Here is a 16,061-nt window from a genome sequence, read left to right as displayed (position 1 = left end):
CGAATAGGATGGGTAAATATCCTGCGTAAGTGAGCAAGATAGATTCAGGAATTTTCTGTCGAAATATTGTTATGGTTGATTTCTATCCAGGTGGAAAAATTTTTATATATCCATAGTCTTTCCCAGGGATCGCGTAATCATAGGGGGGGCGTTTTGGGGCGATCATCTTTTTTTATTTTATAGCGGTAAATCAGGAGGCCAATCAGAAATACAGGTATCATGAACATGAATGCCGCCAGCAGCCCGACTGCCAGAATGGTAATGCCATCACTTTCCGGGAGATAGATCGTTACGAACCATATACCCGCCATGGCGAAGAGCAACCCTCCCAGCAGCAGGATCATTTTACCTTGATCGTAGTAGCGCCAAAGCCCTTTGGATACTCTGGCCTCGTCGATGTAATTATCGAAGACTTCGGCCAGACTGCGATCACCTGGTTTTGATTCATAACCCAGCGCAAGTGCCAGCGCTTCATCGCCATCATCCAGCACAGACATTTGTTTGACAAAATCGGCTTGTTTTTTTGCACGTTTGGGTTTGACACCGTCGTTAACCATCATGCAATACAGCGCTTGAAATGCCTTTTCCTGTGCATCTGCTGTGGTTGCTTCGTATTGATCATAAAACTGCTGCATGACACCAACGAGGTAAAGCTGAATAGTCAGATCCTTAAATTGTGGCGCGAAATCATATTTTTTGTCTTTAACGAGCGGAAGTTGTTCTGTCAAAACTTCTTTTGTGTGCTTGATGCAGGCATCGAGTATATCTTCCCCAAATTTTTCTTCTGTGTTTTCCATGATGAGTCGACCCGAATTTACTCTTTACGATAACAGCTTTGACTTTTCATTATATACCGGCTGGGTAACACATGAAATCCACAAATCCTGAAAAGTAAGCGCGAAGAGAATTCAGATAAACGCGCAAACAAGTTTGTGGGCAAGCCGTTATAATGCGGACTTACCGAAATACATTCCTGTCATGGCTACAACAATTACGACTTCATTCGATTTCAGATCCCACTGTATACAGCTGCTTACTCAGGCAGCGACACAAGTTCTTCCGGATGAAACGGAGATACAAATTGAGTTGTTGCGTCCCAAACGGGTGGATCATGGTGATTATTCCAGTAATCTGGCCATGAAACTAGCCAAATGTTTACACCGAAATCCGCTTGAGTTGGCGAGGGAGCTGATTGAGGCTTTGCCGAATTCTTCCTGTGTGGAAAGGGCTGTTGTCGCCGGTGGCGGGTTTATCAACTTTTTCCTGAAGCAAACAGCGAAACAGCAGTTTTTGCTTGCGGTGCTGCAGGCGGGCAATGCGTTCGGACACGGTACACTAGGAGCAGGAAAAACGATTCAGATCGAGTTTGTATCTGCCAATCCGACTGGACCATTACATGTTGGCCATGGTCGTGGAGCCGCGTTTGGTGCCAGTCTGGCTAATATCATGGCTGCGGCCGGATATGTTGTTACACGCGAATTCTATGTTAACGATGCCGGTCGCCAAATGGACATTCTGACTTTGTCAACATGGCTGCGTTATCTTGGTTTGTGCGGTATCGTTTTACCGTTTCCCGGTAATGCTTATCAGGGACAATATGTTGTTGATATGGCTCAGGAAATACACCGGACATACAACGACCGCTATGCTCGTTACTCTGATTCCCCGGTGCAAAAGTTGACTGAAATCAATTCAAAGACAGTCATTGGCGGAGAAGATGAGTATCTGGACGATCTAATCGCTGCAGCAAAATCCATTTTGAGTGAAGATTATGACGATCTTCACAACTTTGTTCTGGCGGAGCAGCTGGCGGATTGTCGGAACGATTTGATGGAATTTGGCGTTGAGTTTGAAAACTGGTTTTCGGAGCAGTCATTATTTGATAGCGGGATGGTGACGCGTGCGGTACGGTTGCTGGACGATAAAAAGCTGCTGTATCGGCAGGATGGTGCACTCTGGTTCCGATCTACCAGATTTGGTGATGAGAAGGATCGGGTTGTGCAGCGGGAAAATGGGCAATATACATACTTTGCATCCGATATCGCCTACCATCTCAGCAAATACGAGCGTGGTTTCGATTACATGCTGAATATTTGGGGCGCAGATCATCATGGCTATATTTCCCGGGTGAAAGGCGCAATTGAAGCGTTGTCTCTTGATCCGGACAAGCTTGAAATAGCACTGGTTCAGTTTGCTGTTTTGTACCGGGATGGCGGTAAAATTCCAATGTCTACCCGATCGGGGGAATTTGTTACGTTAAGACAATTACGTCAGGAAGTGGGTAATGACGCAGCCCGTTTTTTTTATGTGTTGCGTAAAAGCGACCAGCATTTGGATTTTGATCTTGATCTGGCCAAATCACAAAGTAACGATAATCCCGTTTACTATGTACAGTATGCACATGCCCGTATCTGCAGCGTGCTTGAGCAGTGGAAGGGGGATATGAGTGTATTTAGCAGGGCAAAGGTGGAATTGCTGACCGATCCGTCCGAGCGGATGCTTTTGCAGAAAATGATTGATTTTCCGGATACTGTTGAGGCGGCGGCTAAGGAACGTGCACCTCATCTTGTTGCATTTTTTCTGCGGGAGCTGGCAGGTGAATTTCATAGTTACTATAATTCGACGCGCTTTCTTGTCCCGGATGAATCGCTTAAAGTGGCAAGGCTGGCATTGATTGCGGCTGTTCGCCAAGTGCTGGCAAAAGGATTGTCATTGCTGGGAGTAACCGCACCTGGCAAGATGTAATTGAATGGAATACGGAAAGATTAATGAGTCGGGATTATAAATCCAGAAATTCAGTAAAAACACACAAAAACGGCGGTTCTTTATGGCTGGGTTTGTTTATTGGCTATACCCTGGGGTTGGCAAGTGCTATTGGAGTGTGGCTGTATATCAGCCAGGCTCCCAGTCCATTCCTTAACCAGGGGAAAGAAGCTCAGAATCAGCCATCTGGAAAATCTGCACGGCAATCGCTGCCATTTTCGGCAGAGAAAAAGGCCGCGCCTGATACCCGCCAGGCTGAAACAGATGGATCACGTTTTGATTTTTATAAAATCCTGCCTGGGATTGAGGAGCCTTCAGCCGAGGATACATTTGATCTCGCGCCTTTGCCGCCAATCGCTGCGACGACCAGAAAAACTCCGGAAAAAATACCCGAGAAAGCTGCCATACCCAAGGATAGATATTACTTGCAAGCGGGTTCTTTCAGAAATTCTGGTGATGCTGAGAGAATGAAAGCTGAACTTGCCATGCTGGGTGTTGTTGCTTCGGTCCAGACTGGAAAAATAGATGGTAATGTGCTTGTACATCGTGTACGTGTCGGTCCGTTTGCCAAAATGGAAGAACTTGACCGGGTTCGTGCTTCACTGCAATCAAACGGAATGATGACAAGCCTTGTGCGTGCAATGGATGATTAGATACTGAAACAACAAAAATTCCTGGTCGATGCAGTTATGTTGTTTAAATAAACTGAACTCCGGGTGCTGATAGATTCGTTTGCATGCGTAGATGTTCTTTCTGCTACTTTAAAAACGAGGAAAATTGGATGAACGTAAGAAAAATTATCTGCTTTCTCTTGAGCTTTATCGTTATCTGCCTGGCAGGAATTTTAACTGCGCACGCGGAGATCGTTGCAGGCAAGGATTATAGGGTGCTGTCAACGCCTCAACCAACAGAAGGCGAGTCACAACAGATCGAAGTGATTGAATTCTTCTGGTATGGTTGTCCTCATTGCAATGATCTGAATCCCTATCTCGCTCGCTGGTTGAAGAATAAGCCGGCCGATGTTGAATTCCGGTATGTTCCGGCAGTTTTCCGCAATAACTGGGTGCCAGCCGCCAGGACTTTTTATGCAATAGAGAGTCTGGGGCTTGGCGAGGCGCTTCATGACAAGATCTACCATGCCATCCATCGTGAAAAAATAAACTTGTCAAAAGAGGAGACGCTGTTCAGCTGGATTGCAAAGCAGGGGATTGAACGTGATAAATTCGTTAGCGCTTACAATTCATTCACGGCTCAGAATCAGGCAAATCGGGCTGCTCAAATGACGCGTCAATATCAGTTGACTGGGGTACCGGCCTTTGTGATCGACGGCAAATATTTAACCAGCGGAAAAGCGGGCGGTATTCCACAGGATACAATCTCGGTTCTCAATCAATTGATTGAAAAAGTTCGTGAGGAAAGGAAAGCCCGGTAGTCATAGCAGCCCTCATTCCCAGGAGGGTGGTGATATTCCATAAAGAACTATAAGCCTGATTGCTTTTTCCTCAAAAGTATCCCTGTTATTCCGGAAGCAAACAGCATGTCCCATATCGCGCGTGTTTCGGTATTTGTTTCTGCCTTGTTTTGCAAGTGGTTGATGAAGCGGTTTATTTGTTTCAGCTCAAGCCTGGTATCTGCTATGAGTCATGGAGGAAAAAGTTTTGCAAGCTTCCCGGGCTCGTCGTTATTAATTTCCTGTATATTGGAAAAATCAAGCAGCACGCTGCCTGGGGCGTTGTTGCTATGCTGAGTAATCATGCTATCAGGCAGTGCTTCCGCAGTAATTTTCTCTTGAATTTCAAATATGACCGGACTGCTGGCAGCTTCTCCGTTAAACCATCAGGCATATTTTTGTTCTAAATTAACGGATAGGGGTGTTCCTGCAATACTTTTGTATTGTTTTTCAATGTTGGCCAGATTATTTTCCTGGTCGGTTGCCAGATAAAACATCACCAATAATCTCTACTCCGTCGCATCTTCTTCGAGTAATTAATTTACTGGTTTCTGATGCGACCCATTTTGACTATTTCACCAATATGCTTCAATCTGCGGAAAATCTGGGCAAGATGCTGGCGATCTCTGGCCTGCAGGATAAAGCGCATCGTGGTGTAATCATTATCGTTTTCCAGCGTTATATCATCAATATTTGAATCGGCTTGAGCAATCTCGGCTGTTACCCTGGCCAGCACTCCACTTTTATTTACAACCGTCATGAATATACCGACTGGAAATGTTCTGTCGATATCTACTCCCCAAATGACATCCAGCTGGTTGTCCACATTTTTATGATCTTTAATCCGGGTCACCGTAGAGCAATCTTGTGTATGGATCACCAGACCTCGATCTTTCTTGATCAACCCGACAATGCCATCCCCGGGAATGGGATAACAACACCGAGCGAATTTGACTGCCATTCCTTCTGTTCCGAGTATGGTAATAGAGTTGTTGTTGTCAATATTCGATATGGATTCACTCGATGGGGTAACGAGGCGTTTGGCTATAACCGCTGCAAGCTGCTTCCCCAAGGCAATATCTGCGAGGAGTGCTTCTCTGGATTTAACCCCGCTCTCTTTTATCAGCCTTTCCCACTGTAATGGTCCTATTGTCTCCGGATTTGTGCCGAAGAAATAGAGTGCCTGATTCAGCAGGCGTTCCCCAAATTTGACGGATTCGTTATATTGAATGGTTCTCAGAAAGTAGCGAATACTGGAGCGTGCTCTGCCGGTTGCAACGTAGGATAGCCAGACAGGATTCGGTTTGGCTGCAGGTGCAGTAATAATTTCCACACGATCTCCACTTCTCAGGCGGGTGCGAAGTGGTGTGATCTCACCGTTGACTCTGGCGGCTACGCAGTAATTTCCGATGTCAGTATGCACAGCATAAGCAAAATCCACGACGGTAGCGCCTCGTGGCAGCGTTAATATTTTGCCTTGCGGGGTAAAAACATATATTTCTCCTGGAAACAGATCAACCTTGAGATGTTCTAGAAATTCCAGTGAATCGGATGAATCGTTCAAGGTTTCCAGCAGGCTTTTCATCCACTGATTGGCTTTCATGTACAAATCATCCATTGCCGTGTCGCTGCCTTTACTCTTGTAAAGCCAGTGTGAAGCAACGCCCGCCTCGGCAATATGGTGCATTTCATGGGTGCGAATCTGAATTTCTATTGGCAATCCATAAGGCCCGAGCAATGTGCTGTGTAGTGATTGATAGCCGTTCGGTTTGGGGATGGCAATATAATCCTTAAACTTTCCAGGGATCGGCTTGTACAGACTGTGAAGGGCCCCAAGAGCCACATAACAAGATGAAATATCTTTGACGACTACCCGGAAACCGTAAATATCTAGCACATCTGAGAAGCGCAGATGTTTTTCTGCCATTTTTCTGTAGATACTGTACAAGTGTTTCTCGCGACCGGTTACCATGGCGTTCAGCTTTGCTTCTTGCAAACTTTGCCGGGTTGCGTCCAGGATTTTTCCAACCACTTCCCGACGATTGCCCCTTGCAGCTTTGATTGCCTTGAGCAGGACCTTGTAGCGGAGCGGATAAGAAAAACGAAAGCCCAGTTCCTGTAATTCTTGATATATATTTTCCAGGCCAAGGCGATGTGCAATCGGTGCATAGATTTCCAGAGTTTCCCGTGCAATGCGGTGCCGTTTTTCCTGCGACATTACCTCGAGTGTACGCATATTGTGCAGACGATCGGCCAGCTTGATCAGTATCACCCGGATATCTTGCGCCATGGCCAGTAGCATTTTGCGGAAATTTTCCGCCTGCATGTCTGCTTGTGTCTGGAACCTTATCCGGGCAAGTTTGGAAACCCCATCTACAAGCTCAGCCACGGAAAAGCCGAATCGTTTGTTGATTTCTTCCTTCGGAATACCGGTATCTTCCACCACATCATGCAATAGTGCCGCAGCGAGTGTTACTGCATCCAGGTGTAGTTCAGCCAGTATCCTGGCGACTGCAACAGGATGAGAAATATAAGGCTCGCCGGATTTTCTGAATTGACCTGTATGCGCTTTTTGACTGAAGAAATAAGCATTCTTGAGTAAAGCCATATCTTCAGATTTGAGATACTGGGATACCTCACCGAAAAGCAGCTCCGCTTCTGTTATAACAACGACGGAGTCATTTAAGTCATGCAAAATAGGTTCTGACATGAAATTCTGAAAACTTCTGTATGTATAAAATTATTAACAGTGGTGCTTGGCCGTGAAACTGTTTTTAATCCGAAATACCAATCAAGCCTGGAAATTCACTGCTCTGTCTGTTCAGTCACACTGAGGACCCTCCGATAAATGTTGGCGATGGCAGCGCAGATCGGTTTGCAAAGACACTTCAAGCAAGTTTTAACCAGGCAATCGAGTAGCAGTATTATGCTGCATGTTGCCCGGATGGATGTTTAAAACAGATTATCCTCCTCCTGAAGTATTGACCAAAAAATCCATCCAGGTTGTCGTTCTCCAGAATAGGATTTTTTGCTGGTGGTTGAAGAAGAGCAGTTTGTCTTGAAGTTCTGGAGCAGTTCATTGTGATGCGATTCCATCAGCTAGAATTCATCTTCAGCTGCTTAGAGGCGCTTGTCAATGCTGAATTCTGATTGTTCTTACATCAGGCTCAGTATTTACCCTGTTCCTGTTTTTGGTGTGGTTCGGATAGTGAAGTCTGGTATTGGTTGCCGTGCAGGGCGATTTCGGTATAATTGCGTTCCTGTCACAACTCTAAAGCCGGGATGGCGGAATTGGTAGACGCACGGGACTCAAAATCCCGCGATGGTAACATCATGGGGGTTCGATTCCCCCTCCCGGCACCACATGCCTCTATTTGCCAGTCCATAGTTGTCCGCAAACCCTTTAAATACAAGGGTTTCATCAGATTTCCTTATCCATACCAGTCCGTCGGAATCCGCACCAATCCCCGAAAAATGGGGGTACATTTGGGGGTATATCCTTTACCGTATTAAAATGTACCCCCAGAGAGATATATATTTATATATTTATAGAGGAAAAGGGTCTGAATTCTTGAAAGTAGGGCGCGCTCACACTAATTGATTGCTTTCCTCCTTCACCCCCCCACCCTATCCCAGAAATGTCGGGCAAGTCGGGAAAGTCGGGCATTCGTCCTGAAACCCGCATGGATACTGGATTTTACCTGCCAAACTTTATCTTTTTGAGGCAAAAACAATGTAGGGCGGCCCGACTTTTGGAGGGAAAGTGACGCATCAGGAACAGGTGTTCTGCCAGCCCGACTTTTGCGCATAAAAGCGGATTTTTACCCTGTTTTTGTGTTTTGAGTTCAGTTCAGGATCAAAAAATATGGATAAAACAGGCAAAAATATACCCCCGGAAAATACCCCCAGGAAGTTGCTCAGTGCTGTTGCTATCAGCAAAGCGAAGCCTCAGGACAAGGCCTATAAGCTCTATGATGAGAAAGGTTTATTCCTGTTAATCCAGCCAAACGGCAGCAAATACTGGCGGTTCAAGTATCGCTATGACGGGAAAGAGAAGACGCTGGCCTTGGGGGTTTATCCTGATGTATCACTGGCAGATGCAAGAGAACGTCTGGGTGAGGCCAGAAAGCTGTTGTCCAATGGCACTGATCCGGGCGAGGCCAGGAAACAAAGCAGGCAGACTTCCAGGGAATTACAGGCCAATAGCTTTGAGGCAGTTGCCCGGGAGTGGTTTAAAAAGCACAAGCCAGGCTGGTCAGCCAGTCACAGCGGAAGAATCATCGAGCGGTTAGAGCGTGATGTCTTCCCCTGGGTGGGTAGCCGGCCGATTCAGGAAATCAATGCACCGGATATACTGAAGGTGGCAAGACGCATTGAAAGCCGTGGAGCATTGGACACCGCACATCGTGCTTTGCAGAATTGTGGCCAGATATTCCGTTATGCCGTGGCAACCGGTCGAGCTGTCCGGGATCCATGTGCTGATCTGCGTGGAGCATTGCCCCCCATTAAAGCCAAACACCATCCCAGCGTTACCGATCCCAAAAAAGTCACCGAGCTGTTACGTGCAATCCAGAGTTTTAGCGGTTCACTCGTTGTTAAATGTGCTTTGCAATTTGCCCCCCTGGTATTTGTTCGTCCAGGCGAATTGCGCCAGGCGGAATGGCAAGAAATAGCTATGGATAAGGCTGAATGGCGGATCCCTGCCCACAAGATGAAAATGAAAGATACGCATATCGTGCCATTGTCACATCAGGCGATTGAGATATTGCTGACAATCAAACCGTTAACAGGCAGCGGCAAGTATGTATTTCCCAGCCTGAGAGCGGGTGGCCGCCCCATGAGTGAAAATACAATCAATGCCGCCTTACGCAGGCTTGGCTACAGCAAGGAAGAAATGACCGGCCATGGCTTCCGCAGCATGGCATCTACCCTGTTGCATGAAAATGGATGGCCGCATGACGTAATTGAACGCCAGCTTGCCCATGCTGAACGTAACAGCGTATCGGCTGCGTATAACTATGCACAACATTTGCCGGAACGAAGGAAAATGATGCAGTGGTGGAGTGATTATCTGGCATCGCTACTGAACAATGTCGTCATGCTGCCGGTTCATAAAGCCATGAAGGGATAAAAGTGGGAAAATCCCACCTTTTAAATAGTCGAAATTCCGGCAATTAAGCTGAGAGCGATCAGGAGATAATGCAATGGAAGAGGCGTTGATAGTCAGCCGGTTGGTCAGGTGGGCAAAGTGGAAGCTGGGTAGCGGCGCGCACCTGGGGTTTAAATCTCAGGTCAATTTCGTACGATTAGCTTCCAAAAGTTACACAGCGTATGACGATATTGATAGTGCTTGTATCGAGATCAATGATGCTGTGGAGCAATTGCCGGAACTGCATAAACTTCTGATCAGGGTTGAATACTTGAGTACAGCCAGAACGGGTAAGGAAAAGGCTGCTGTGCTTGGTGTCAGCGGAAGATCATATATCTCATACCGATCGGCAGCCTATCAGCGTATTGGTGATTATCTGATAGCGTTATGGAATAAATGCACCCATTCAGAGCAATTAAGCTCATGAAGTTTTCAGCAAGCTGTTGAGCATGATATAAAGTTTTAGCTATCCCTAGCCCGACGGGGCGAAAAGTGGGCACCTTCACCCGCCTGGGTTAGCTTCCTTCCTGAAGGGCACTGTGAAGGAGTGCCAAGTGGTAGATAAAAACTGGACATTTGAAGAAGCTTGGGCCGCTCAGGAAGCAGCATTCGAATCAGATCCATCATCAATAGATGATCCAGCATCGCCTTATCGTCAATGGCAGGCGCTTCACCAATTAGATATATTTGAAGAAGCCTATAAAAAAGATCCGTTTTATCTGATGCAAGCAATAGGCGTTTGTGCCTTGCATGGCTTGCCGCTTCCTCCATGGGCTGTAAATGCCTATCTTAAAGGCTACAACAAAATTGCAGATGCAGAATCTAAATCGTGGGATGAAGTATTTGGCATGCCTTATCCCAAGGGCGTTCGTTTATCTGTTCTTAGAAAAGAGAGAAGATTTAAGCACGCTGTATATGATGAAATTTCTAGAATTAAAAAATCTCAGCCCAAGGTTGCAATAGATGATGATTTGTTTGAGAAGGTCGGTAAAAAATTTGGTCTCGGAAAAACACTAACCAGTGAATATTATTATGCTGTCAAACCGTGGAGAGAAATCTTTAAGGAGGCATTTCAAAAGACAGAGTACATAGACTGAATCACTTCCGCGAATTTCTAAATTTTTGCGGAAATACATCTAAATTCAAAAAGATTAATCTCCTGCATATCCATTCGGATGCATGTTCATTGAACGGGAGATTAATTCATGCAAACAAACGCAGCGGGCAACAGCCTGCCGTCTGAAAGATTACTGCCCCTCGATGAAGTGGAGCAGCGTGTTGGCTTCAAAGCAAGCTTTATTTACAAGCAAATAAAAAATAAAGCTTTCCCCGCCCCGGTAAAAATCGGTATTGCTTCCCGCTGGCGTCAATCTGAAATTGATTCATGGATTTCAAGCCACATAGCGGCAGGAGGTCGTCATGGATGATCTTTCCCAAATTGCTGTTGCTCTGGAACGTGAAGTCTTAAAGCGTCAGGCTGTTCTTTCCCCAGAAAAGCTACAAATTCAGCTCTTGTTTCATATTGCTCAAAATTTAGAACGCATTGCAGACAGCCTGGGGAAGGTTGAAACAGGCTTAGGTGGCATTAGAAAAGAGATATCTCTCATCTTATAAACAGAACATGCTGTGGAGGATGAGTAATGTTTCTGTTGACGTACCTCGTGGCTGATCTTATTCTGTACATGCTTCTGCAAAAAACAGAAGTCGGGTTTAGTAGCCCGAATAGAAAGGCGGATGACCGCCATTGGCGGTTTTTTTATTTGTTCATCCGTAATCATAATGGCACCCCTTTTTCTGGGTGGCCGTATGTGGGAGGGCTTACGCCCTGCCGGTTCCTTTCTACCGGTCTACTAACCCGCATACGTGCCGCCCACCCGTTCAAGCTATTTGAGCGGTGGCGGAATCTCAAACCGTAAAGAAAAAGGAACAAGCCATCCATGAATAATATATCTGCTCAACAATCCCCTGACAGCGAGCGTCAATTTTCTGTTGCTGAAATCCGTGTCTTGCGTGCTGCGATCAATGACACTGATCGCTTATCTCAAGAATGTCTATCTGAAATTGCTTCCATTGCCAATCTCGCTTCTTTCCGGATTAAAGCACTGAATCCAGGCGGCCATCTGGATGATATTGATAATGTCCTGAAGGCGATCAGCTATAAAGCTGAATACCTTATGAATAGCATCAACTGTGCAGCTGAAGAAGTGGGATGCAACCATAAGGAAGAAGGCCGGGAGTGTCAGTCATGAGTATCAAAAGAAAAAGGAAAATTTCCATGACAAAGCCTGCCCAATCTTACTCCCCAAAAAAAGCGAGCCCAAAAGCACACGCACCAGAACGACCGAATTTCGAAGCCGCTTTTACTGAAGGTGAGATTTTCGAGTCTGAGGCGAAATATGACGAAGTTTGGGGAGGGGATCGCCTTCTGACTATGCTCGTTCTCTCGAAATCGAGTGACCAGCTTATTGAAAAATTCAACCCGCTCATCCGTGAAAGTGATGGAGATGACTTCTCTTCCCTTATCAATAGTGTTTCTGCATATAAAGTACACGCGAAAGCCAGGGCGGATTTAGCAGAATTGGCGCTTGAACGTCTACAAGCAATTGCTGAATACCATGCGCAGGTTCTAATAAATCAGGGCAAGGGTAACTACGATTCAGGCGAGGCAAGGCAGGAATGAAGCCGCCGGCAATCAAGGAAATTGCCCGCCAGGCACAAACCAATGCTCAGGCAATCCTCGGGCATTGGCTGCCCGGGGGCAAGCTGCAGGGGCATGAATACCTGGTGCGTAATCCCAGACGGGCAGACGATTCTGAGGGCTCGTTCTCGATCAGCATGCAGACGGGGAAATGGTCAGACTTTGCTACCGGAGACAAGGGCAATGATCTGGTCTCTTTGGTAGCGTATCTGACTGATTGCACCCAAAGCAAGGCAGCTGAAGAGGTTGCCCGATTTTTGAATATTCCCATCGAGCAAGCGGACGGGCAGAATCGAAGCAGGAGCGCCTTAAAAGATGCGGGTAATGCAACATCATCACCTCAATCCAAAAAATCGAAAGATGCTCATTCTGACAAAGGTTTTATTGATGATGGATGGCATTGTGTCATGCCTGTCCCGGAGGATGCCCCCAGCCCACCAGAAGCCCACCGCAGACAGGGTAAACCGGACTGCCGTTATGCATACTTGAACATCGATGGCAGGCTGAATTACTACCATGATCGCTGGAATGCCAAAGCCGATAATGGAAGAAAGCAGTTTGCTCCATTGACGTTATGGCAGAACGGCAATCAGTTCAAGTGGCAGTTTAAGGCGCCCCCTGCTCCCAGACCTCTCTACGGGTTGCCCTCACTGGTGCAGTACCCTGATGCCTGGGTGTGGATCGTCGAGGGTGAAAAGGCAGCAGCAGCCTTGTCCAGGCTGCTGCCGGATCATCCAATCCTCACCTGGCAAGGTGGCAGCATGGCGGTGGATAAATCAGACTTTCAGCCGCTGAAAGGCCGCCGGGTGCGAATCTGGCCGGATTATGATGCAGCCGGGAAAAAGGCAACCCGTGATTTAATTCAATTGTTGCAGCAGATAGGGGCGCATGAGATCGAGGTATTAAATCTTGATCGAGTATCTGGTTATATGCCTGCTTTTCATGATACTGGCAGGGAATCCGTGCCCAGGATCGACCGGACAGGCACGGCTAACTTGCAAGCGGGTGATGATGCGCATGATTTGCTTACGCGGGACAGGTGGACGGCTGGGCATTTCCAGCTGCTGTTAACGCTTGGCGTGCCTGATCTGTTTCTAAGTGCAAGCCTGGATCAGCGGGGAGATCCAGCACCACAATCGGATTCCGGAAGCAAAGCAGCCGGTCCTGGTGGGTCTGTATCAGCCGGCAATTTTGAAGTAAGCAAAGAGGGTGTATTTCACCTGCAACAGGATAAGGAAGGGACATTTCACCGCCGGAAGATCTGCAACCAGCTGGAAGTTCTGGCACAAAGTCGCGATCCCAACGGCGGGCAGTGGGGTAAGCTTGTCCGATTTTCTGATCCGGATGGCCGGTTGAAAAATATTGTTATTCCGATGCGTGCCTTCAACGGTGACGGAATGGAAGCTACTGGGCGGCTGCTGGATGATGGTCTTGCCGTTATACCCAAGGCACGACAGCTGGTATTGCAGTACCTGCAGGAGCAATGCCCTGACAAACGTGCCAGCGTAACGGATAAAACCGGCTGGCACGGTACAGGGGATACCATGGTGTACGTGTTGCCGAACCGGTTCATCGGGGATGCCGCTGCCAGTGATGAATGGCTGTTTGCCAATCACAGGCAGGAGAATCATTTCACTCAGCAAGGGACGCTGGATGAATGGAAGCAGCATGTAGCCAGATTGTGCCATGGAAACAGCCGATTGATATTCAGTATCTGTACCGCCTTTGCCAGCCCGTTACTTCACATCCTTGGGCTTGAGGGAGGTGGTTTTCACTGGCGTGGTGATTCTTCCTCAGGCAAATCAACTGTTTTACAGGTTGCTGCCAGTGTATGCGGTGGCCGGCAATATGTTCAGCGTTGGCGGTCTACTGATAACAGCATGGAAGGGATTGCTCAAAGCCATTCCGATGCCTTGCTGGTTCTGGATGAGATTAAAGAACTTGAACCACGTGTGGCAGGTGAAACTGCTTATATGCTCAGTCACGGGTCAGGCAAGAGCCGATCCAACTCAGACGGGACATTGCGCAGTAAAGCAAAGTGGCGTTTGCTTTACTTATCAAGCGGCGAATTGAGCCTATCCGAACATATGGCCAGTATCGGGAAAGAAACGCATGCCGGGATGGAGCTGAGATTGTGTGATCTGCCCGCTGATGCCGGCAAGGGATCGGGCGTATTTGATGACATACACGGCTACGCCAATGGTGCTGAGTTCTCCAAAGCACTGGATGATGCAGCCCGGCAATTTTATGGAACGGCCTTTATTGCGTTCATTGAACAAATCCTGTCTCATCGGCAGGCAATTATTGATCAATGGAATGAAGCAAGAGCCGCATTTGAACGTTCAGTATTGGATCAATCTGTATCCGGACAAGCCCGGCGGGTCGCCCGTGAGTTTGCTTTGGCGGGCTTTGCCGGGGAGCTGGCCAGCGAATGGCAGATAACCGGTTGGGATAAAAGTGAAGCAATGACAGCCAGTATCCGTTGCTTTAGGGATTGGCTGGCTGAATTTGGCACAGGAAACCGTGAGCATTCCAAGATCTTGAGCAAAGTGAAGTTATTCATCGAGCAGCATGGCGATGCCCGCTTTGCTGATGTTGACCGACTAAATGATAGTCATGCCCCGCGTACCCCGAATATGGTCGGCTACCGGGAAGATCTTGAGGATGGCCGGCATTATTACGTTTTTAATGAAAGCTTTAAAAAAGTATTGTTTGCGAGCGTTAATTACCGTGTGGCCGCCAGGCTATTGAGTGAAAAAGGATTCATGAACCCGCCAGAGGGCCGGAATCTTCCTACCAAGGTAACGCTTAAAGATGGAACGCGCCCGCGCATGTTTCATATATACCCGAGTTTATTGGGTTCTGATGATGAGTAAATGGGCAATGCTCATTCAGGAAGCGTTATCTACTGATGCAACATGCGTTCCTGAAGAATCAGGAGTCTATAAAGATCAACAGCTTATAGAGCGAGCAACATCCACTGATGCAACAGGTACCCGGCAGCACACAACAGATCGATCTGATCAATCCACCAGAGTGGAGAATATACCGTCACCTGATCGTGTCAGAATTTACCCGCCCAGCCCGATTGCAATCGCTTTGCTGCTGGTATGTTGTCAAAAGCTTGGGGCAGACCGTGACGAAATAACCAGGGAACTGTTAAAACTCAAGGATATTACCCAGGCGGAACAGATCCGGCGTTGGCTGTCAGCGTGTGCCCGGGCAGGTATTCGGCCAGGCATGGTATTCCCTGCAGGCGTGGTCTCCAATAATTGGGCAATGGATTGTATGAGTTGCAAGCACCTGGAGATGATACTTGCCTCACGTCGAGGTGAACGTAAACGCTACCACTGGAACTGTACTAAACAGCACGCCATACTTGAAGCCCATTATCTGGGTGAGCGGGTTTTGCTCGCTCCTGATACCTGCATAGACTACCTCCCTTTCAATAATTCTTCCGTTTGACACGGAAATAGGGCAGCCTGCAATTCTGTTTTTTGTTGGGGAAACTGACAGATTTCAACAGGGAAAGCGGGGCAAAAAGAGCCCCGTTTCTTGATCCTAAAACTCACTTTTTCTGTGTTGTTTGAGACAAATTCCAGGGCAAAATAGGACATCAATTCACCCCCGATTTTGCCCTGGGAAAGGTGAAAAACTCCTCCAAAAGTCGGGCTGCCCTACATTGTTTTTGCCTCAAAAAGATAAAGTTGGGCAGGTAAAATCCAGTATCCATGCGGGTTTCCGGACGAATGCCCGACTTTCCCGACTTGCCCGACATTTCTGGGATAGGGTGGGGGGGTGAAGGGGAAAACACACCCGGAAAGAGGGTTGCCTCAAATAAAAAAGCGAGCAAAAAATCATCTTAATAAATAAGAAATATTCTCATATTAAATGATAGAGATTCTCATCTGTGAGAGAGATTAAAATCACAAATAAACCAGAAGAATTTCTGAAAAAGAATCAGCCGGGGGATGGTCAAAAGTCTGGACTGTTTACCTTCC

At 47.2% G+C, this 16,061-nt stretch carries 14 protein-coding genes and 1 tRNA gene; 13 read left to right on the top strand and 2 right to left on the bottom strand.

Translation table 11 applies throughout. From position 1 onward, the window contains the following. Positions 1 to 137: 137 nt before the first annotated feature. Complete coding sequence (locus tag ABO04_RS00850) at positions 138 to 797, bottom strand: hypothetical protein (protein ID WP_160808719.1); 660 nt, start codon at positions 795 to 797, stop codon at positions 138 to 140. A 181-nt stretch (positions 798 to 978) separates the two neighbouring features. On the opposite strand from ABO04_RS00850, the gene argS reads away from it, so the two are divergent. The 3 genes from argS (at position 979) to ABO04_RS00835 (ending at position 4,195) form a co-directional block, all read left to right on the top strand. After that, positions 979 to 2,745 carry an arginine--tRNA ligase gene (argS, locus tag ABO04_RS00845; RefSeq protein ID WP_160808718.1) on the top strand — a complete coding sequence of 589 codons (1,767 nt, stop codon included), beginning with the start codon at positions 979 to 981 and terminating at the stop codon, positions 2,743 to 2,745. A 23-nt stretch (positions 2,746 to 2,768) separates the two neighbouring features. Then, positions 2,769 to 3,416 (top strand): SPOR domain-containing protein, encoded by a 648-nt coding sequence (locus tag ABO04_RS00840; RefSeq protein ID WP_160808717.1) that lies wholly within the window; start codon positions 2,769 to 2,771, stop codon positions 3,414 to 3,416. A gap of 128 nt (positions 3,417 to 3,544) precedes the next feature. After that, positions 3,545 to 4,195 (top strand): thiol:disulfide interchange protein DsbA/DsbL, encoded by a 651-nt coding sequence (locus ABO04_RS00835; RefSeq protein WP_160808716.1) that lies wholly within the window; start codon positions 3,545 to 3,547, stop codon positions 4,193 to 4,195. Between the two features lie 559 nt (positions 4,196 to 4,754). On the opposite strand, the gene ABO04_RS00830 is transcribed toward ABO04_RS00835, so the two are convergent. After that, entirely contained in the window at positions 4,755 to 6,923 is a 2,169-nt protein-coding gene (locus ABO04_RS00830; protein WP_160808715.1) for a bifunctional (p)ppGpp synthetase/guanosine-3',5'-bis(diphosphate) 3'-pyrophosphohydrolase, read from the bottom strand. A 566-nt stretch (positions 6,924 to 7,489) separates the two neighbouring features. Here ABO04_RS00830 and ABO04_RS00825 point away from each other — a divergent pair. The 10 genes from ABO04_RS00825 (at position 7,490) to ABO04_RS00780 (ending at position 15,525) form a co-directional block, all read left to right on the top strand. Then, positions 7,490 to 7,576, top strand: a tRNA-Leu gene (locus tag ABO04_RS00825). 502 nt (positions 7,577 to 8,078) lie between these two features. Then, on the top strand, positions 8,079 to 9,344 hold the full coding sequence (locus ABO04_RS00820) for an integrase arm-type DNA-binding domain-containing protein (protein ID WP_160808714.1): 1,266 nt from the start codon (positions 8,079 to 8,081) through the stop codon (positions 9,342 to 9,344). A 73-nt stretch (positions 9,345 to 9,417) separates the two neighbouring features. Further along, positions 9,418 to 9,789: a hypothetical protein gene (locus ABO04_RS00815; RefSeq protein WP_160808713.1), complete on the top strand. Its 372-nt coding sequence runs from the start codon at positions 9,418 to 9,420 to the stop codon at positions 9,787 to 9,789. A gap of 127 nt (positions 9,790 to 9,916) precedes the next feature. Next, a complete protein-coding gene (locus tag ABO04_RS00810) occupies positions 9,917 to 10,459 on the top strand; it encodes a hypothetical protein (RefSeq protein WP_160808712.1) in 543 nt (180 codons plus the stop codon). Between the two features lie 108 nt (positions 10,460 to 10,567). Continuing rightward, a complete protein-coding gene (locus ABO04_RS00805; protein ID WP_160808711.1) occupies positions 10,568 to 10,789 on the top strand; it encodes an AlpA family phage regulatory protein in 222 nt (73 codons plus the stop codon). Beyond that, positions 10,782 to 10,976, top strand: a complete 195-nt coding sequence (locus ABO04_RS00800; RefSeq protein WP_160808710.1) for a hypothetical protein — start codon at positions 10,782 to 10,784, stop codon at positions 10,974 to 10,976. The genes ABO04_RS00805 and ABO04_RS00800 overlap by 8 nt, the downstream gene beginning before the upstream one ends. 323 nt (positions 10,977 to 11,299) lie before the next feature. Then, complete coding sequence (locus tag ABO04_RS00795) at positions 11,300 to 11,611, top strand: hypothetical protein (protein WP_160808709.1); 312 nt, start codon at positions 11,300 to 11,302, stop codon at positions 11,609 to 11,611. Then, the gene (locus tag ABO04_RS00790; RefSeq protein ID WP_160808708.1) at positions 11,608 to 12,042 is read left to right on the top strand and encodes a hypothetical protein; all 435 of its coding nucleotides are present in this window, start codon (positions 11,608 to 11,610) and stop codon (positions 12,040 to 12,042) included. The genes ABO04_RS00795 and ABO04_RS00790 overlap by 4 nt, the downstream gene beginning before the upstream one ends. Then, a complete protein-coding gene (locus ABO04_RS00785; RefSeq protein WP_160808707.1) occupies positions 12,039 to 14,936 on the top strand; it encodes a DUF927 domain-containing protein in 2,898 nt (965 codons plus the stop codon). Before ABO04_RS00790 ends, ABO04_RS00785 begins: the two co-directional genes overlap by 4 nt. Then, positions 14,926 to 15,525 (top strand): hypothetical protein, encoded by a 600-nt coding sequence (locus ABO04_RS00780; RefSeq protein WP_160808706.1) that lies wholly within the window; start codon positions 14,926 to 14,928, stop codon positions 15,523 to 15,525. Before ABO04_RS00785 ends, ABO04_RS00780 begins: the two co-directional genes overlap by 11 nt. The last annotated feature ends 536 nt before the right edge of the window (positions 15,526 to 16,061 follow it).

The organism is Nitrosomonas sp. HPC101 (assembly GCF_009833125.1).
Lineage (GTDB): Bacteria > Pseudomonadota > Gammaproteobacteria > Burkholderiales > Nitrosomonadaceae > Nitrosomonas.
This window is presented reverse-complemented; position numbering and strand designations above follow the sequence as displayed.

Excerpts from the sequence above, each read along its gene's own strand:
- ABO04_RS00835 (WP_160808716.1), top strand. The coding sequence starts at position 3,545 with ATGAACGTAAGAAAAATTATCTGCTTTCTCTTGAGCTTTATCGTTATC.
- ABO04_RS00815 (WP_160808713.1), top strand. The coding sequence starts at position 9,418 with ATGGAAGAGGCGTTGATAGTCAGCCGGTTGGTCAGGTGGGCAAAGTGG.
- ABO04_RS00840 (WP_160808717.1), top strand. The coding sequence starts at position 2,769 with ATGAGTCGGGATTATAAATCCAGAAATTCAGTAAAAACACACAAAAAC.
- ABO04_RS00785 (WP_160808707.1), top strand. The coding sequence starts at position 12,039 with ATGAAGCCGCCGGCAATCAAGGAAATTGCCCGCCAGGCACAAACCAAT.
- ABO04_RS00780 (WP_160808706.1), top strand. The coding sequence starts at position 14,926 with ATGATGAGTAAATGGGCAATGCTCATTCAGGAAGCGTTATCTACTGAT.
- ABO04_RS00830 (WP_160808715.1), bottom strand. The coding sequence starts at position 6,923 with ATGTCAGAACCTATTTTGCATGACTTAAATGACTCCGTCGTTGTTATA.
- ABO04_RS00800 (WP_160808710.1), top strand. The coding sequence starts at position 10,782 with ATGGATGATCTTTCCCAAATTGCTGTTGCTCTGGAACGTGAAGTCTTA.
- ABO04_RS00790 (WP_160808708.1), top strand. The coding sequence starts at position 11,608 with ATGAGTATCAAAAGAAAAAGGAAAATTTCCATGACAAAGCCTGCCCAA.
- ABO04_RS00850 (WP_160808719.1), bottom strand. The coding sequence starts at position 797 with ATGGAAAACACAGAAGAAAAATTTGGGGAAGATATACTCGATGCCTGC.
- ABO04_RS00805 (WP_160808711.1), top strand. The coding sequence starts at position 10,568 with ATGCAAACAAACGCAGCGGGCAACAGCCTGCCGTCTGAAAGATTACTG.
- argS (WP_160808718.1), top strand. The coding sequence starts at position 979 with ATGGCTACAACAATTACGACTTCATTCGATTTCAGATCCCACTGTATA.
- ABO04_RS00795 (WP_160808709.1), top strand. The coding sequence starts at position 11,300 with ATGAATAATATATCTGCTCAACAATCCCCTGACAGCGAGCGTCAATTT.
- ABO04_RS00820 (WP_160808714.1), top strand. The coding sequence starts at position 8,079 with ATGGATAAAACAGGCAAAAATATACCCCCGGAAAATACCCCCAGGAAG.